20 protein-coding genes are annotated in these 15,524 nt (G+C 71.8%); 12 read left to right on the top strand and 8 right to left on the bottom strand.

Features of this window, described 5'->3' with window-relative positions:
* Window positions 1-19: 19 nt before the first annotated feature.
* The 3 genes from VFX14_00890 to VFX14_00880 are packed head-to-tail and all read left to right on the top strand — an operon-like array spanning window position 20 to window position 2,721.
* A complete protein-coding gene (locus tag VFX14_00890; GenBank protein HEU5188221.1) occupies window positions 20-649 on the top strand; it encodes a methyltransferase domain-containing protein in 630 nt (209 codons plus the stop codon).
* Window positions 650-661: 12 nt separating this feature from the next.
* Window positions 662-1,978: an amidohydrolase gene (locus VFX14_00885; protein HEU5188220.1), complete on the top strand. Its 1,317-nt coding sequence runs from the start codon at window positions 662-664 to the stop codon at window positions 1,976-1,978.
* Window positions 1,975-2,721: a menaquinone biosynthesis protein gene (locus tag VFX14_00880; protein HEU5188219.1), complete on the top strand. Its 747-nt coding sequence runs from the start codon at window positions 1,975-1,977 to the stop codon at window positions 2,719-2,721. Before VFX14_00885 ends, VFX14_00880 begins: the two co-directional genes overlap by 4 nt.
* 10 nt (window positions 2,722-2,731) lie before the next feature.
* On the opposite strand, the gene VFX14_00875 is transcribed toward VFX14_00880, so the two are convergent.
* Window positions 2,732-3,514 (bottom strand): inositol monophosphatase family protein, encoded by a 783-nt coding sequence (locus VFX14_00875; protein ID HEU5188218.1) that lies wholly within the window; start codon window positions 3,512-3,514, stop codon window positions 2,732-2,734.
* Entirely contained in the window at window positions 3,502-3,888 is a 387-nt protein-coding gene (locus VFX14_00870; GenBank protein ID HEU5188217.1) for a carboxymuconolactone decarboxylase family protein, read from the bottom strand. The genes VFX14_00875 and VFX14_00870 overlap by 13 nt, the downstream gene beginning before the upstream one ends.
* A 78-nt stretch (window positions 3,889-3,966) precedes the next feature.
* Here VFX14_00870 and VFX14_00865 point away from each other — a divergent pair, with 78 nt between their 5' ends.
* Window positions 3,967-4,470, top strand: coding sequence for a PilZ domain-containing protein (locus VFX14_00865; GenBank protein HEU5188216.1), 504 nt, complete (start codon window positions 3,967-3,969; stop codon window positions 4,468-4,470).
* Complete coding sequence (locus tag VFX14_00860) at window positions 4,467-4,958, top strand: PilZ domain-containing protein (protein HEU5188215.1); 492 nt, start codon at window positions 4,467-4,469, stop codon at window positions 4,956-4,958. The genes VFX14_00865 and VFX14_00860 overlap by 4 nt, the downstream gene beginning before the upstream one ends.
* A 20-nt stretch (window positions 4,959-4,978) precedes the next feature.
* Here the strand turns inward: VFX14_00860 and VFX14_00855 are convergent, their stop codons facing one another.
* Window positions 4,979-5,707, bottom strand: a complete 729-nt coding sequence (locus tag VFX14_00855) for an alpha/beta fold hydrolase (GenBank protein HEU5188214.1) — start codon at window positions 5,705-5,707, stop codon at window positions 4,979-4,981.
* A 94-nt stretch (window positions 5,708-5,801) separates the two neighbouring features.
* Here VFX14_00855 and VFX14_00850 point away from each other — a divergent pair, with 94 nt between their 5' ends.
* On the top strand, window positions 5,802-6,197 hold the full coding sequence (locus VFX14_00850; protein HEU5188213.1) for a RidA family protein: 396 nt from the start codon (window positions 5,802-5,804) through the stop codon (window positions 6,195-6,197).
* Between the two features lie 3 nt (window positions 6,198-6,200).
* Window positions 6,201-7,574, top strand: coding sequence for a phosphomannomutase/phosphoglucomutase (locus tag VFX14_00845; protein HEU5188212.1), 1,374 nt, complete (start codon window positions 6,201-6,203; stop codon window positions 7,572-7,574).
* Here the strand turns inward: VFX14_00845 and VFX14_00840 are convergent.
* From VFX14_00840 to VFX14_00820, 5 genes are all read right to left on the bottom strand, one after another.
* Window positions 7,571-8,104: a hypothetical protein gene (locus tag VFX14_00840; GenBank protein HEU5188211.1), complete on the bottom strand. Its 534-nt coding sequence runs from the start codon at window positions 8,102-8,104 to the stop codon at window positions 7,571-7,573. The genes VFX14_00845 and VFX14_00840 overlap by 4 nt on opposite strands.
* Before the next feature lie 327 nt (window positions 8,105-8,431).
* Window positions 8,432-8,926 (bottom strand): hypothetical protein, encoded by a 495-nt coding sequence (locus VFX14_00835; GenBank protein ID HEU5188210.1) that lies wholly within the window; start codon window positions 8,924-8,926, stop codon window positions 8,432-8,434.
* Between the two features lie 142 nt (window positions 8,927-9,068).
* Window positions 9,069-10,178: a hypothetical protein gene (locus VFX14_00830; protein HEU5188209.1), complete on the bottom strand. Its 1,110-nt coding sequence runs from the start codon at window positions 10,176-10,178 to the stop codon at window positions 9,069-9,071.
* Window positions 10,179-10,249: 71 nt separating this feature from the next.
* Window positions 10,250-11,050: a creatininase family protein gene (locus tag VFX14_00825; protein ID HEU5188208.1), complete on the bottom strand. Its 801-nt coding sequence runs from the start codon at window positions 11,048-11,050 to the stop codon at window positions 10,250-10,252.
* 50 nt (window positions 11,051-11,100) lie between these two features.
* Window positions 11,101-11,808, bottom strand: coding sequence for an HAD-IA family hydrolase (locus tag VFX14_00820; protein HEU5188207.1), 708 nt, complete (start codon window positions 11,806-11,808; stop codon window positions 11,101-11,103).
* A gap of 29 nt (window positions 11,809-11,837) precedes the next feature.
* On the opposite strand from VFX14_00820, the gene VFX14_00815 reads away from it, so the two are divergent.
* From VFX14_00815 to VFX14_00795, 5 genes are all read left to right on the top strand, one after another.
* Window positions 11,838-12,038 carry a hypothetical protein gene (locus VFX14_00815; GenBank protein HEU5188206.1) on the top strand — a complete coding sequence of 67 codons (201 nt, stop codon included), beginning with the start codon at window positions 11,838-11,840 and terminating at the stop codon, window positions 12,036-12,038.
* Window positions 12,035-14,056: a CopD family protein gene (locus VFX14_00810; protein ID HEU5188205.1), complete on the top strand. Its 2,022-nt coding sequence runs from the start codon at window positions 12,035-12,037 to the stop codon at window positions 14,054-14,056. Before VFX14_00815 ends, VFX14_00810 begins: the two co-directional genes overlap by 4 nt.
* 2 nt (window positions 14,057-14,058) lie before the next feature.
* The gene (locus tag VFX14_00805; protein HEU5188204.1) at window positions 14,059-14,436 is read left to right on the top strand and encodes a copper-binding protein; all 378 of its coding nucleotides are present in this window, start codon (window positions 14,059-14,061) and stop codon (window positions 14,434-14,436) included.
* A gap of 23 nt (window positions 14,437-14,459) precedes the next feature.
* Entirely contained in the window at window positions 14,460-14,846 is a 387-nt protein-coding gene (locus VFX14_00800) for a rhodanese-like domain-containing protein (GenBank protein ID HEU5188203.1), read from the top strand.
* Between the two features lie 51 nt (window positions 14,847-14,897).
* A partial coding sequence (locus VFX14_00795; GenBank protein ID HEU5188202.1) for a hypothetical protein occupies window positions 14,898-15,524 on the top strand: 627 nt, incomplete at its 3' end.

Below are 15,524 nucleotides of genomic sequence, written 5' to 3'. Positions count from 1 at the left end.
GCCTCGCCGGGAGCACGCCATGAAGGACGGTCTCCCCGCCGGCGCCTTCCAGCGCCTCGACGAGACGCCCGATCCCGAGTTCTACGCGGCGCCGCGGCTCGTGACCCACATCGACGACGGCGCGATCGCCGCGGTGACGGCCCTCTACCGCGAGTACTTTCCGGCGGGAGGCGCGATCCTCGACCTCATGAGCAGCGGGGTGAGCCACCTGCCCCCCGAGGTGTCCTATCGCCGCGTCACCGGGCTCGGCATGAACGCCGAGGAGCTGGCGGCCAATTCGCGCCTGGACGCCTGGGTCGTGCACGACCTCAACGCGGAGCCGCGGCTGCCGTTCGCCGACGGCGAGTTCGACGCCGCCGGATGCTGCGTGTCCATCGACTATCTCGTGCGGCCGGTGGAGGTGCTGTGCGACCTCGCGCGCGTGCTCCGCCCGGGCGCGCCTGTCGTGATCACGTTCTCGAACCGCCGCTTTCCCACCAAGGTGATCGCGCTGTGGGAGGCGCTCGACGACGCGGGGCACGCCCAGCTCGTGGCGCACTACCTCCGCGCAGCGCGCGGGTGGACCGACATGATGGGCCTCGACCGGAGCCCCGAGGTGGGCGATCCCCTCCTCGCCGTCGTCGCGCGCCGGGCCGCGTCCCTGGAGTAAGATGGCGCGCGCATGAGGCTCGCTCCGGAGCTGGTGCTCGTGGACGGACGCTTCGAGTCCGGCCGCGCCGTCGAGATCGCGGACGGCCGCATCACCGGCATCGTCCCGTTTCCCCCGCCGTGGGGCGACGCGGCCTTCGCGGACGATCTCGTCCGCTTGCCCGGGCGGGCGCTCGTGCCCGGCACCGTCAACGCGCACTGTCACACCTTCCAGTCGCTCCTGCGCGGGCTGGGCGACGACATGGACTTCATGGCCTGGCGCGACCGCGTGCTCTACCCGTTCTCCACGCGGCTGGACACCGACGGCATCTATCTCGGCGCGGCCTTCGCCTTCGCCGAGATGCTGATCCACGGCGCCACGACCTGCGTGGACTTTTTCTACTTGCAGGACGCCGGCAACGACAACGCGCGCGCGGTGATCCGGGCCGCGCGCGACACCGGGATCCGGCTGGTGCTCGCGCGCACGATGTACGACTGGGACGGTGCGCCCGCCCGCTACCGCGAGTCGCCCGCGGACGCGGCGCGCCGCACCCGTGAGCTCCACGCCGAGCACGCGGGCGACCCGCTCGTCGCCGTCCAGCCCGCTCCGCACAGCCCGCACGGCGCATCGCCGGCCATGATCCGCGCCGGCTGGGAGGTGGCCGAGGCGCTGGACACCCCGTTCCACATCCACGTGGCGGAAGGCCAGTACGAGGGACAGCGCACCCTGGCCGAGCACGGCGCCACGCCGATCCGGTATCTCGAGAAGCTAGGCGTGCTGGGGCCGCGCATGATCGGCGTGCACTGCGTATGGCTCGATGACGCCGAGATCGCGCTGATGGCCGAGCGAGGCGCCGGCCTCGCCTATTGCCCGTCGTCGAACATGGTGCTGGGCGACGGGATCACCCGCATCACCGAGATGCGCGCGCGCGGCATCCGCATCGGCCTGGGCACCGATGGCGGCTGCACCAACAATCGCCTGAGCGTCTTCGAGGAGATGCGCATGGCGTCGCTGCTCCAGAAGGTCCGGCACCTCGACGGCACGCGGCTCCCCGCCGAGGAAGCCTTCGCCATGGGCACGGCGGGCGGCGCGGGGCTCGTCCGCCTCGCCGCCGGCGCCATCGCACCCGGGCGGCTCGCGGACCTGGTCGCGGTGGACCTCACCCATCCGTCGCTGCATCCGCGCGCGAACCTCCTCAAGAGCGTGGTGTACGCGATGTCGCATCAGGCGGTGACGGATGTGTGGGTGCACGGCCGCCACGTGGTGGCGGCGCAGCATCTCGTCACCCTGGATGGGGAGGATCTCCTCGCGCGCGTGCGCGCCCTCACGCAGGATTGGAGGGTCGCGTGACCGCCGGCCGGCCGCGGGTGGGCGTGATCCCCTATCTCAACTGCGAGCCGTTCTTCACGCACCTCGCCGGCTTCCCCACCCTCGCCCTGCCGCCACGGCAGCTCGGCGAGGCCCTCGAGCGCGGCGAGGCCGACACCGCGCCGCTGTCCCTGGCCGACTTCCTCCGGCTCGAGTCCGTGCTCGACGGCCTGCCCTTCGGCATCGCGACCAACGGCGCTGCGCGCAGCGTGTTCCTCTTCTCGGACCGCGGGCCCGGCGAGCTCGAGGGGGCGGTCGTGGGCGTCACCACCGAGACGGCCACGTCGGTGGAGATCCTGCGCATCCTCCTCGCCCAGCGCTATCGCGTCACGCCGCGGACCTGGACCACGCCCGGGCCCGCGTGCGACGCCATGCTCCTCATCGGCGACGCCGCCATACGCGAGCTGACCGCCCCGCGCCGGTGGAGCTACGTGGTGGACCTGGGCACCGAGTGGACCGAGTGGACGGGGCTGCCCTGCGTGTTCGCACGCTGGGGGATCCGGCGGGCGCTGCCCGCCGCCGAGCGCGCGGCCTTCGCGGCGGCGCTGGACACGTCGCTGACGCGCGGGCTCGCCGATCTGCCCGCGATCGCGGCACGACGCCGCGACACCGGCTGGAGCGAGGCGGAGGTGATCACCTACCTGGCGAGCTTCGCCTATCGCCTCGGGCCCGCCGAGGAGCGCGCCATCGCCGAGTTCCGCCGGCGCCGGGCCCTCCTGGGCTGAGCCGGGGGCCCTAGGGCGCAGGGCGCAGCAGGCGTAGCGTCTCCTCGTGGAGGCGGCCGTTGGTCGCGACCACGGTCCCGTCATAGATGTTGGGCCGGCCCGCGAAGTCGGTGAGCCGGCCGCCCGCCTCCTCAACCAGGATCTTCATCGGCGCCACGTCCCAGGGCTTGAGGTCCGCCTCGACGTAGACCTCGCCTTTGCCCTCCGCGACCAGGCAGTAGCCGTAGTAGTCGCCGAAGCCGCGCGTGCGGGAGGTGGCGTCGATCAGCCGCACGAAGCCCGGCCAGTAGGGCGTGCGGCGGAGCAGCGACAGGCTCGAGTGGAGGAGAAGGGCGTCCTTCATCGCGGCGCATTCCGACACGCGCAGGCGCTGCCCGTTGGCGTAGGCGCCTTCGCCCCGGCGGGCCCAGAAGAGATCGCCGGTCACCGGGTTCAGTACCACGCCCGTCGTGACCTCGCCGTGCTCCTCGAGGGCGATGAGCACCGCCCAGATCGGCAGATGACGGACGAAGTTCTTGGTGCCGTCGATGGGATCGATGATCCAGCGCCGGTCGGTGGGGCCCTGCTGGCCGAACTCCTCGCCGAGAAAGCCCACGTCGGGGAAGGCGCGGCGCAGGAGCGCGGTGATGGTCTCCTCGGCCTCCCGATCGGCCTGGGTGACCGGGGTCTGGTCGGGCTTGATCGTCACCTCGAACCCGCCGCGGTAGTACCGCATGGCGATCTCGCCGGCGGCCCGCGCGGCCTCCACGGCAGCGACCACGGTGGGGTGGCGCGGGGCGGCTACGGCTGCCATTCGCCGCGCTCCTCCAGCACCGCCTTGCAGATGACGAGGGCCTCCACCACGACCGGCATACCTCCATAGGTGACCTGTTGGAAGATCACCTCCGCCACCTCCTGCCGGGTCGCCCCCACGTTGAGCGCGGCGTGGATGTGCGCGCGCAGCTCGTTGCCCCGATTGAGCACGGTGAGGGACGCCACCGCGCAGAGCTCGCGCTGCTTCTGGGAAATCACCTCGCGGCTGTAGAGCTTTCCCGTGAAGAAGGTGGAGAGCTCCCGCGCGAGGTCACGGTCGAACTGCTTCCAGAGGTCGAAGCCCACGCCCCCCTTGATGGAGTGAAAGAGCATCTGCGCGGTCTTGCGGGTCTTCTCCTTCAGCGCCTCGTCCATGGCCTCTCCTTCTCGGTTTTTGTGCTGGACTTCGCCGTCGTCTCTCGTCACACTGCCCCGCGGAGATCACGCGCGGACATGGCGGTTCCTCATTGCCCCCGGTGTCGAAGCGAGGAAGTCGACCGCGTCTCCCGCGAGGGTCTGCTCGAGCGGCTCGCCAGTCTCATCTACGTCTATCCGTTTCGCTGCCGTGACTGCCTCCATCGATTCCACGCGTTCCAGTGGGGGCAGCGCTACGTGCGTTACCGCCGCGAGCGCCGGCGGGACGAGCGGCTCCCCGTGGACTTCTGGACCACGCTCTGGCTGGAGCAGGGCGGGCAGCCCGCACGGGTTCGGGATCTCTCCATCGGGGGCCTCGCGCTCGAGACCCAGGCGGATATCCAGCCCGGCCAGCACCTCGACCTCGATCTCCAGCCCGCGCACGGCGAGCGGCCCATCCGCGTCGAGGTCGCGGTGGTCCGCACCATACAGTCGGGCAAGGTCGCGCTCCAGTTCGTCGGCGTGAAGCACGAGGGCGACGAGCGGCTCCGACGGTTCCTCACCGGCCACCAGCGCGACACGCCGCACGGGCAGGCCCCGTGAGGGCACCCGCGTGCCCCAGCTGCGGGAGCGGCCTGGTCGGACGCACCCATCGCAAGGGACTCTACGAGCGGCTCGCGAGCCTCGCCTACATCTACCCCTTCCGCTGTCAGGCCTGCCAGCGCCGCTTCCGCCGCTTCCGGTGGCGCGAGCGCTATGTCCGCGTGCATCTCGACCGCCGCGACCTCGACCGCGTCCCCTGCCAGATCCCGGTGACGTTCCGCTGGAAGAACGGCGGCCAGGGCGAGGGCATGATCCGCGACATCTCCACCGCCGGCTGCGCGATCGAGACCAGGGCGATGGTGCCGGTAGGCGCGCTGCTGCTGCTCCAGATGTCGCCGGAGGGCGGGCCACCCGTCGACGTGGACGTGGGCGAGGCACGGGCCCAGCGCGGCGGGTTCGTGGGCGTCCGCTTCGTCAAGATCGCCGACACGCACGCCGAGAGCCTGCGCGGGATGATTCTGCGTCTCGCCGCCGCCCGCCACGGCTGACGCGCCCCCGGCGCCTCCCGTCACGCCGGAATCTTCTCGAGCAGCCGCGCCAGCGCCTCGGGCGCCGAGAGCATCGGATCGTGCGCGGTCTTCATGTCCAGGGGGCTCACGCCGAGCCGCGCCGCGTAGGCGGCCGCGCGGGCCGGGACCACGGCGAGATCGCCGAGGCAGCGCAGGTACGTGCGAGGCACGGGGAGGCGCTCGAAGACCGAATAATCGATGCGCTCCACGAAAGGGCGCAAGGGCTGCGGCGTGAGCGAGGCGAGCGCGCGCGCAACGGTGGGATGGCTCCGCGGGAGATCGCCCATCCAGCGGGCCCACGCGGTCTCCGCGGGATACGCGAAGGTGCCGTCGCCGCGAGCGGCGGCCAGCCCGTGCATGAGCGCGCGGCCCACCGGCGTGAGGTGCACGCACTCGAGGCTGCCGCCGCTCGGCAGCACCACCGCGGCGAGAAACACGAGATGGGCGATGCGTCCGGTCGCCATCTCCGCCGCCTTCTGTATCACCGGCCCGCCCATGGAGTGTCCGACGAGGATGCTGCGCGACACGCCCTCGCGCGCCATGACGTCGGCGACGGCGCGGCCGTACGCTTCCATGCTCGCGCGCCCTGCCTCGGCGGCCCGGCGACCGTGCCCGGGCAGGTCGAGCGTGATCACGCGATGCCCGGCGCGTCGCAACACCACCGCCACGTCGTCCCAGCACCAGGCGCCGTGACTGGCGCCGTGCACGAGCACGAACTCCTTGGGCATCGCGTCTCCGGAGCGGGTTTGGGGTTGACTCGCGCGTGCCGGCCTTCTAGCGTAGGGGAACGATAGCACGATCATTCTTCACGAGGAGCCGCTCATGCCCACCACGATCGAGCCCTACTGCGCCCCCACCGTCTTCAACCCGCCGACCTACACGCAGGCGGTGAAGGTTACCGGCGCCCAGACCATCCTCTTCATCGCCGGCCAGGTCGCCTACGACGCAGGGGGCAAGCCCGCGCATCGCGGCGACTTCGCCGCGCAGGCGCGGGCGGTGTTCCAGGCGCTCAAGGCGCAGGTGGAAGCGGGCGGCGGCACGCTCGCCAACGTGGTCAAGATCAACACCTACCTCACCGACATCCGGCACCGCGCGGACCTCGTCCCGATCCGGGAGGAATTCTTCGGGAAGAAGACGCTGGCCTCCACGCTGGTCGCCGTCGCGGCCCTCGCGCAGCCGGAGTGGCTGATCGAGGTCGAAGCGGTCGCGGTCATCTAGCTCGTGACCGAGCTGAACCCGTTCATCTTCCGCGCCTACGACGTGCGCGGCAAGGTGGGCGTGGACATCCGGCCGGACGTGTTCGAGCCCATCGGCCGCGCCTACGCCACGCTCGTGCGGCGGCGCGGCGGCCGTACTGTCGCGCTGGGCATGGACAACCGGCTCTCCTCGCCGCCGCTCAAAGAGGCGTTCGCGGCGGGGGTGCTCGCCGCGGGCGTGGACGTCGTGGACCTCGGGCTCAACCACACTCCGCTGATGTACTTCGCCACCGCGCACTGGACGCTCGACGGGGGCGCCACCGTCACCGGAAGCCACAATCCGGTGACGGACAACGGCGTGAAGATGGTGCACGCCGGGGCGGCGCCCCTCACGGAGGACGAGATCCAGGGGCTGCTCGCCACGATCCGCTCGGGCGACTTCGCCACCGGGCAGGGCCGGCGAATCCCCCGCGATCCCCGCGAGGACTATTTCCACGCCATCACCACCCGCGTGCGGCTCGCCCGGCCCCTCAAGGTCGTGGTGGATGCGGGCAACGGCATCGCGGGCAGTTTCGCCCCCGAGCTCCTGCGCCGCCTGGGCTGCGAGGTCGACGCGCTCTACTGCGACTCGGACGGGAGCTTCCCCAACCATCTCCCCGACCCCGAGATGGAGGAGAACGTCCACGACCTGGTGGCGCGGGTGCGCGAGATCCGGGCCGACGTGGGCATCGCGTACGACGGCGACGCCGACCGCGTGGGCGTGATCGACGAGCGCGGCCGGCGCCACGAGGCCGATCTCATCCTGGCCCTCCTTGCCCGCGATCTCCTGCGCCGCCACCCCGGCGCGCCGGTGGTGTTCGACGTGAAGTGCTCGCAGATTCTCGTGGACGACATCCGCGCGCACGGCGGACGGCCGATTATGTGGAAGACCGGCCACTCCCATCTCAAGCGCAAGATGCGCGAGGATGGAATCCTCCTCGGCGGGGAAGTGTCGGGCCACATGTTCTTCGGCGAGAACTGGTATGGCGTGGACGACGGGATCCTCGCCTCGTGCAAGCTCCTCGAGCTGGTGGCGCGCGACGGCCGGCCCGTCTCCGCGCACTTCGACACGTTGCCGCATCTGGTCGCCACGCCCGAGCTCAAGGCGCCGTGCGCGGACGACCGGAAGTTTCCCCTGGTGGAGGAGCTGGCCCGCGAATTCCGCGCGCGCTACGAGACGGTGGAGATCGACGGGGTGCGGATCATCTTCCCAGAGGGCTGGGGCCTCGTGCGCGCGTCCAACACCAATCCTTACCTCACCCTGCGCTTCGAGGCCCGATCCCAGACCGCGCTCGACGCCATGATGCGCGAGGTCTACGCTGCGCTGCGCCGCTACCCCTACGTGACGCTGCCCGCCTAGCGCAGGGCGAAGTCGGTCAACTCGCGCTCGCGCACGCCGGCGGGAAAGAATTCCTTCAGGCGCACCCACTGCTTGACGGCCGGCGCGTACCACATCTCGTACACACGGTCCGGCGTGGGATAGAAGCGCGCGACGATGTGCAGCGCCCGGAACGCGCCCCCTTCGACCCGCACCTCCTCCTCGCCTTCCACTCTCCAGTCGATGGCGCGCTCGGCGGGGCTACGCCCGTCTCCCTCCTCGAGATACCGCTGGCGCCACATCGCGCCCGGGCTCAGCGGCCAGGAGAAGCCGATACGCGGGGGGACGTTGCGCCGTTCCACGCGACCGGAGAGGGTCTCGAGCGAGGTGGCGAGATCCGTCGCGCGGAAGTAGATCTCGCGCGGCCCCGATCGGACGACGTAGTGCTCGACGCCATCGACACGCTCGAGCCGGTCCACCGTCCAGGTGTAGTCGCCCCCTCCGTCCGGACTCTCCCAGTGGAAGGCCCACTGATCGCCCACGTGCCACACGGGCGCGGTGGACCCAGGCAAGGGGGACGCGAGGGGAACGTCAGCGGAGGCGACGAGCTTCGACGGTGGGGAGGAAGACGACGCGGTGGACGGCGATGCGATGGACGCGCCGCATCCCGCGAGACCGACGCCGAGAGTCAGCGCGAACGCGATCGAAGAGAGGAGCCGGCGGCGATTCACCTGCCGGAGTTTAGGACATCTCGCGTCCGGATCCCAACCGAATACGCGATGACGCAACACGCGACGACGCGTGCCGCGCACTGATCGGTATAGCCCGTTCCCGCCCGGCAAGACTCTGCGCAGCCAGCCGCGAAGGGCACACGTATTCGGCCTGCCCCGCGCGTAGGCTCAGCCCACTCGCGGCGGCCGCTCGCCCCGGGTTTCGGTCCAGACTTCGCGGGCCGCCAGCTGCACGCTGAGGCCGTAGAGCAGATGCGCGAGGACGTTGACCATCTGCGCGGGGCCCGTGGCTCGCCAGCCCGCCGGGCCGGACGCGCGATGCTTGGGCAAGAGGGCCATCATGCCGATCCCCCAGAGTGCGGCGCCGAGCCCCGCGCCCCAGAGAAAGCTCTTCCTCGGCGGCCTCTCGAGGACGGGCGCGGCCAGCGCGCCCCAGGCGGCGCCGTACGCCAGATGCAGGGCTTGATGGGCGACATTCCGGCGGGCCCGCTGGGCCTCGCTCCCGCCCGGCGGCTCGCGCAACAGCCATTCCTCGATCAGCTCGGGCACCATCTTGTCGATGACCCCGGCACGCCGGGCCGACAGCCGCAGAATCGTCATGGCCGCCCCACCGTAAAGCCCGCCCACGACACCGGCGCCGATCCTGGTGAGAAGAGACGTCATGCTCCCCTTCCCGAGCAAGCGGTATGCCCTCTGGGGTCCCCGGGAGGGTGACCCGCAACGGCGCGTCCCCGAAGAGACTTGTCGTGCACGCCCGGACCGGCTGGAACCTCGACGGCACCCGGTTACCGGGTAAGACGCACCGCTAGCGCATGTTGCCGGTGTGGCCCAGCGAATAGCGGCCGGGCTGCGGCCAGACCGTGAGGCCGTGGGGCTCCTTGCCGCCGGGGAGTGACTTGATCTCGCCGTTGGTGGTGTCGACCACGTACACCACGTCGTCGTAGCGCCCCGACACCCAGAGCTGCTTGCCGTCGGCGCTGACATTGCCCATGTCCGGGCTGCCGCCGCCCGGGATCATCCAGGTCGCCTCCACCTTGCGGGTGGCGAAGTCCAGGACCGCGATGCTCCCCTTCCCCCGCGGCGGGCCGTAGACGCGCGCGGTGCCGCGATTGATCACGTAGAGCTTCTTGCCGTCGCGACTCGGATAGAGGCCATGCGTGCCCACGCCGGTGGGGATGAAGCCCACCTCCTTGAAGGCGTCGCCGTCCACCACGAAGATGCCGCCCGACTGGAGCTCCGCCACGTAAAACACCTTGCCGTCGGGCGCGGCGCGCACGTCCTGGGGCATCCGTCCCTTGGAGAGCTTGAGATAGCCCAGGACCTTGCGGTTCACGAGGTCGATCTTGACCAGGCTGCCCTTGTACTCGCAGGTGAAGATGACGAACTTGCCGTCAATGGCGAAGTCCGCGTGGTTGATCCCGGCGCAGTCCGGCGTGGGCAGGGACCCCTGGAGCGCCATCGTGTGAGGGTCGCGGAAGTCGAGCCGCTTGAGCGCCTCCGCCACCACGATCGCGGACTTCCCATCGGGGGTGAAGTACATGTTGTAGGGATCGTCCACCGCGATGGCCTTGCCGGGCTTGCCGGTCAGGGGATCGATTGGGGTGAGGCTTCCGTCCGTGCGGCCCTCCGCGTTGTTGGTCACCCAGAGCGTCTTGAGGTCCCACGAGGGCACGACGTGCTGCGGATTGATGCCCACCTTGAACTTGTCCACGACCTTGAGCGTCGCGGGATCGTACACCCACACGTCGTTGGAGGTGCGGTTGGGCACGTAGATGCGCGGGAGCGCGCCCGCCACCGCTGGGCTCAGGGCGCCCGCCCGTGTCTCGCTGTAGAGGTTGCCGGGGTCCACCACCGGCGGCATGCCCGGCACGGTGTCGATGGCGAGCGCGGGCCCGGCGAGGCCGGCGATGCCCATCGCGAGTAGGGCCACCCAGAACGTGAGACGGAACCAGACCACGCAGACCTCCTCTGCCGGTGCGGCCGGGACTACCGGCGCGCCAGCGCTCGTTTCACGGCTTCGACGGTCTTGGTCACCACCAGGTCGGCGCCCGCGCGCCCCAGCTCCACGGTGGCGCGGGTCGGGTCGCCCTCCACACCGTCGCCTGCCTCACCGGTGCCCGGGCGCAGCCGGTCCGCCCGCACCAGCCGGGCGTCGAGCGCCAGCATCAGGGCGGTGTCGGCGAGTCCGGCGTGCGTGCCGATCTCCGCCTCGCTATAGCCCTTGGCCCGCAGCGCGTGCGCGAACTCCATCTGGCTCGCGCGGTAGTACTCTTCGATGGCGTGCGCCCGCGTCGGCCCGCCCGCCCATTCGCGGTTGAGCCGGGCCGCCACCGCCCGCTGCCCGGCCTGAGTGGAGCCGTGATCGCCCAGGAACACGACGTCGCGGAAGCCGTGCTGCCGAAAGCTCCGCGCCGCCGCGTCGAGCACCCGCTCGAACGTGTCCTCCGGCACGCTGATCGTGCCCGGAAAGCGCATGTGGGCGGTGGGCGGATTGATCCGCCCCTCGGGCACGTAGGCGATGACCGGAGCTACCAGGGTGTGGCCCAGGGCCCGCGCGATGCGCTCCGCCAGCACGCGCACCCGCACGTTGTGCTTGCCCAGCGCCATGTGGGGGCCGTTCTGCTCGGTCCCGCCCACGGGCACGAGAATCGTGGTCGTGCCGGCGCCGATCGCGTCGCGCAGCTCCGTCCACGTCAGGTCTTCGAGGAGCACGGTATCGGGCACCTGCGCGAACGCGGGCGCGGTCGCGATCAGCACCAGGGACAAGAGCGACGCGCGCGCGAGCATGCGACCAGCCTACAGGATGGGCCGCGCCTGAACCAAGCACTCCCGCCCGCTCAGGCGTCCCCGAGGAGCAGTCGCACCGCGTGCGCGGCATCGCGAGCGCGGGGACAGTCGCGCGGGCCCCAGTAGCCGCGCGGGTCGATGAGCACGCCCTGGAGCCCAGCCGCCCGGGCGCCGAGCACGTCCACCGAGTAGAGATCGCCCACGTAGGCGGCCTCGCCGGGCGCGACCCCCGCGCGCTCCACCGCCATCGAGAAGATGCGTGGATCGGGCTTCTCCACACCCACTACCGACGAGTCGATCACGAAATCGATCCAGGTCCCGAGCCCCACCGACTCGAGCGTGCGCGACACCATGCCGTTCGAGTTCGAGATCACGCCCACGACGAGCCCCGCCGCCTTCGCGCGCGCGAGCGCCGGCGCGGCGGCGGGGTCGGCGAGGATCCAGAGGCCGGTGGGCGCGTTGTAACCGCGACGCCAGCCTTCCATCGCCTCCACCGTGGCGGCGGCGGTGACCCCGAGATGCTCGAGCACATAGCGGAGGTAGCGGTCGTGGGTGCCGACGCTCTCCGTCGAGGCACCGGGCGCCAGATACGGGTCGAGGCGGACGCGGGCGCGCAGCTCGGCGTCCTCGACCGTGCCTGGATCCACGACCACGCCGTAGGCGGAGAGGGCGGCGGCAATGGCGCCGTAGTCCATCCGGATCAGCGTGTTCCCGGCGTCGAACAGCGCCGCGCGCGGGCGAGGGCAAGCGGTGGCCATGCGAGCGGCTTCATTATAATGGCGGGACGATGACGCGCCGCCTCGCCGCCGCCTTCCTCTCCGCCCTCGCCTTCGCGCCGGCCCGTGCCCTCGCCGATCACGGCGGACCGCTGCGTGACGCGCCGATGAGCCCGCTCACCGTCGCCCTCATCTCGGCCGGCGTCGCGCTGGCCGCGGGCGTGCTCGTCGTGATCATCGTGATGGCGCTGACGAAGAAGGGGTCCGAGTGAGCGGGGCGGCTGCCGTCCTGCGCTGGGTCCATCTCCTCGCCGCGCTCGTCCTCGTCGGGGTCTTCGCGCTGTCCGTCCTGGCCGGTCGGCCGCGCCATCCGACCGCGCGCGCGTGGGAGCGGCGCATGCTGGACTTGGCGCGCGTCGCCGGGCTCGTCGCCCTCGTCACCGCGGTGGGGCTGCTGGCGCTGAACGCCGCCTACGTCGCCGGGCGGCCCGGCGCCGCGCTCGATCCCGTCGCCTGGGGACGCGTGCTCGGCGCCACCCAGTACGGCGCAGTGTGGCTGCTGCGCACCGGTGTCCTCCTGCTGCTCACCGCGCTGCTCTGGGCGCGCGAGCGCGAGGACTCCACCGCCGACTGGGCCGCCCTGCGCGGCGAGAGCTGGCTGCTCGCGGCCGCCGGTGCCGGGGCGCTGGCCTGGGCCGGCCACGCGGCCGCGGTCGAAGCCGATGGCGGCGCCGCGCTCGGCGCCGATCTCTTGCACCTCGTGGCCGCGGGCGCGTGGCTGGGCGCGCTCGGCCCGCTGCATCTCCTGCTCCGCGCCGCCTCAAGTCCCGGGGGCGCGGACGCGCGGCCCTACGCGGTGCTGGCGGCGCGGCGCTTCTCAAAGATCGCCCTCCTCGCCATGCTCGTCCTCGTCGCCACGGGACTCTGGAACGCATGGGAGCAGCTCGGCGACATCCCGTCGCTGCTCGGCACCCGCTACGGCTGGCTGCTCCTCCTGAAGATCACGCTGCTGGTGCCGATCCTCGCGCTCGCCGCGGTGAACCGGAGCCGGCTGGTCCCCGCCCTGCCCGGCGACGCCGAGACGGTGGGCCGTCCCGCCATGGCGCGGCTCGCGCGCTTCGTGGCCGCGGAATGGATGCTGGCGCTCGCCATCCTCGTGGTGGTGGCGGTGCTGGGCGCGACGCCGCCGGGCAAGCACGACGCGCCGTGGTGGCCGCTCTCGTTCCGCCTGTCCTGGGACGCCGCCGCCGCGCTCCCCGGCGTGCGGACGCGCGTCTTGATCGGCGGCCAGATCGCGGTCGTGGGCGTGCTGGGGCTGATCGTCGCGGTGCTGCTCGCCCGCGCGCGCGCCCTCGCCGCGCTGGCCGGCGTCGCCCTCGTCACGATCGGACTCTGGGTCGCGCTGCCGCCGCTGTCCGTCGACGCCTATCCCACGACGTATCGCCGCACCACCGTGCCGTACCAGGTCTCGTCGATCGCGCACGGCGAAGCCCTCTATCGGAGCCACTGCGTGCTCTGCCACGGACCTGCCGGCTGGGGCGACGGGCCGGCCGGCGCGGGGCTCCCGAAGAAGCCAGCCGACCTCACCGCGCCCCACACCGCCCAGCACACTGCGGGCGACATGTACTGGTGGCTCACCCACGGGATCCCCGCCGCCGGCATGCCCGCCTTCGGCGCGGTGCTCGGAGAGGACGATCGCTGGGACCTGATCAACTACATCCGCGGTCTCGCGAGTGGCGAGCAGGGCCGCATGCTGAGCGCGACGATCGAGCCGAATCGCCCGCGCATCGGCGCGCCGGACGCCGCGTTCGCCGTGGGACCGGCTCCCTCGCGAACTCTCAAGGACTTTCGAGGGGTGAAGACGTTACTCCTCGTTCTTTATAGCCTTCCCGGCTCAGCGCCGAGGATGGCGACGCTGGCCCGCGCCTACGAGACGCTCCAGGCGCTGGGCACCGAGGTGATCGCGGTGCCGCTGCAGCGGGGCGAGGCGCCGATCGCTCGGCTGGGCGGAAATCCCCCTGTCTACTACCCCGTCGTGACCGAGGGCGCGGAAGAGATCGCGCAGGCCTATGGGCTCTTCCGGCGTAACCTCTCGCCCGAGGGAATGAAGCCGGACCCGTCCATGCCCGCCCACATGGAATTCCTCATCGATCGCGCCGGCTACCTGCGCGCGCGCTGGATCGCCGGCGAGCCGGGCGCCTCCTGGGCGGAGATCCCCACGCTGATGGCCGAGATCCAGGCGCTGAATCGCGAGACGCCGGCCCCGCCGCCCGCGGAGCACGTCCACTAGCCATGCGGCTCTGGCGCGTGGTGCTCCTGCTGAACCTGGCCCTCGGCCTGGGCCTGCTCATGGGCTTTCTCGCGTGGGGGCGACCGCTGGGCGAGGCGCGCCGCGAGCTGGCCGAGCTGCGCGGCCAGGCGGTGACGCCCGGCGTGGAGCGCGTCTTCCGCGCGCGCGGCGTCGTGCGCGCCATCGTGCCCGAGATCAACGTGATCGTGCTCTCCCACGAGGACATCGCGGGCTTCATGCCGCCCATGACCATGGGCTTCCGCGCCCAGGACCCGAAGCTCTACGACGGCGTCAAGGTCGGCGACGTGCTGGCGTTCACGCTGCGGGGCGTCCCGCCCAACGTGGTCATCACCGAGCTTCGCAAGGAGGGCACGCTCTGACCCGTCGTCGCGGGGCGCTCCTGGTGCTCGCGCTACTCGTTCTGCTCGGTGGTCTCGTCGCTTCCGCGCGCGCGGGCCACACGCCGGGCGCCGCCTTCCCCACCCTCCGCTCCGACGCGGTGAAGCGGCTGCTCGACGTCAAGGAGCCCGTGGTGCTGGTGGACATGCGCAAGCCCGCCGAGTATCGGGCCGGCCACCTGCCCGGGGCCATCTCGCTGCCCATGGCCGACCTGGCGCGCCGCTACCGCGAGATCCCGAAGGCGGCGCGCGTGGTCCTCTACTGCCAGTGCCCGCTCGAGGAGATGGGCGGCGTCTACAGCTTCCTCTCGGACCTCGGCTACAAGAATCACGTGGTGCTGGAGGACGGGTTCGACGGCTGGTACCGGAGCCAGTACCCGCTGGTCAAATGAGGGGTCACTCGGCTAGCGTCGGGCCCTCTGACCAGATCGGAGGGAAAACCCATGCGCGCCATCTTCGTCCCCGGCCTCATCGTTGTCTTCCTGCTCGGCTCCGTTCCCGCCTTCGCGGAAGACGTGGAGGCGCTCCGCCGCGAGGTGGAGCAGCTGCGCAAGCAGCTCCAGAGCGTGACCGAGCGCCTGCTCGCCATCGAGGCACGCCCCGCGCCGCCGCCCGCGGCGCCCGTGGACGGGACAGCGCCGGCGCCGCCCGTGGCCACCGCGCCAGCCGCGCCCCCGGCAGCACCTCCCGTGGCCACGGCCCCAGCCGCGGCGCAGGCGGGGCCGGGCGTCGCCCCGCCGCCGCCGACGCCCGCTCTCGCCTCGGCCAGCCAGCCGCCCGGCGGCCTCGCCCAAGCGACGCAGCCCGCGGCGCCAGCGCCGAGCCTCGGGGACTACGCGCGGCCCCATCAGCCCTTCGCCCTCGCCGAGCGGCGCGGCCCCGGCCAGCTCCTCTTCGACATCGGCATCTCGGCCGATTTCGTTGCCACGCTCACGCAGCGGAACGTCGAGAAGGCACAGGGCGGCACCTTCCCCGGCGAGGAGAACCGCTTCTTCCCGCGGTCGATCGAGCTGGGGCTCTTCGGCCAGATCGACCCCTACGCGCGCGGGGTCGTGCGCCTCGAGTTCAGC

The organism is Candidatus Methylomirabilota bacterium, assembly GCA_035764725.1.
Lineage (GTDB): Bacteria > Methylomirabilota > Methylomirabilia > Rokubacteriales > CSP1-6 > DASRWT01.
Note: the sequence above shows the minus strand (reverse complement) of the source record. Positions and strands in the feature narration are given on the sequence as shown.

Bases quoted from the DNA above. Each gene is read 5' to 3' on its own strand.
- VFX14_00850 (HEU5188213.1), top strand. From the start codon at position 5,802: ATGCCCACCACGATCGAGCCCTACTGCGCCCCCACCGTCTTCAACCCG.
- VFX14_00865 (HEU5188216.1), top strand. From the start codon at position 3,967: ATGGCGGTTCCTCATTGCCCCCGGTGTCGAAGCGAGGAAGTCGACCGC.
- VFX14_00855 (HEU5188214.1), bottom strand. From the start codon at position 5,707: ATGCCCAAGGAGTTCGTGCTCGTGCACGGCGCCAGTCACGGCGCCTGG.
- VFX14_00825 (HEU5188208.1), bottom strand. From the start codon at position 11,050: ATGCTCGCGCGCGCGTCGCTCTTGTCCCTGGTGCTGATCGCGACCGCG.
- VFX14_00835 (HEU5188210.1), bottom strand. From the start codon at position 8,926: ATGACGTCTCTTCTCACCAGGATCGGCGCCGGTGTCGTGGGCGGGCTT.
- VFX14_00830 (HEU5188209.1), bottom strand. From the start codon at position 10,178: ATGGGCATCGCCGGCCTCGCCGGGCCCGCGCTCGCCATCGACACCGTG.
- VFX14_00875 (HEU5188218.1), bottom strand. From the start codon at position 3,514: ATGGCAGCCGTAGCCGCCCCGCGCCACCCCACCGTGGTCGCTGCCGTG.
- VFX14_00885 (HEU5188220.1), top strand. From the start codon at position 662: ATGAGGCTCGCTCCGGAGCTGGTGCTCGTGGACGGACGCTTCGAGTCC.
- VFX14_00890 (HEU5188221.1), top strand. From the start codon at position 20: ATGAAGGACGGTCTCCCCGCCGGCGCCTTCCAGCGCCTCGACGAGACG.
- VFX14_00820 (HEU5188207.1), bottom strand. From the start codon at position 11,808: ATGGCCACCGCTTGCCCTCGCCCGCGCGCGGCGCTGTTCGACGCCGGG.
- VFX14_00870 (HEU5188217.1), bottom strand. From the start codon at position 3,888: ATGGACGAGGCGCTGAAGGAGAAGACCCGCAAGACCGCGCAGATGCTC.
- VFX14_00805 (HEU5188204.1), top strand. From the start codon at position 14,059: ATGCGGCTCTGGCGCGTGGTGCTCCTGCTGAACCTGGCCCTCGGCCTG.
- VFX14_00815 (HEU5188206.1), top strand. From the start codon at position 11,838: ATGACGCGCCGCCTCGCCGCCGCCTTCCTCTCCGCCCTCGCCTTCGCG.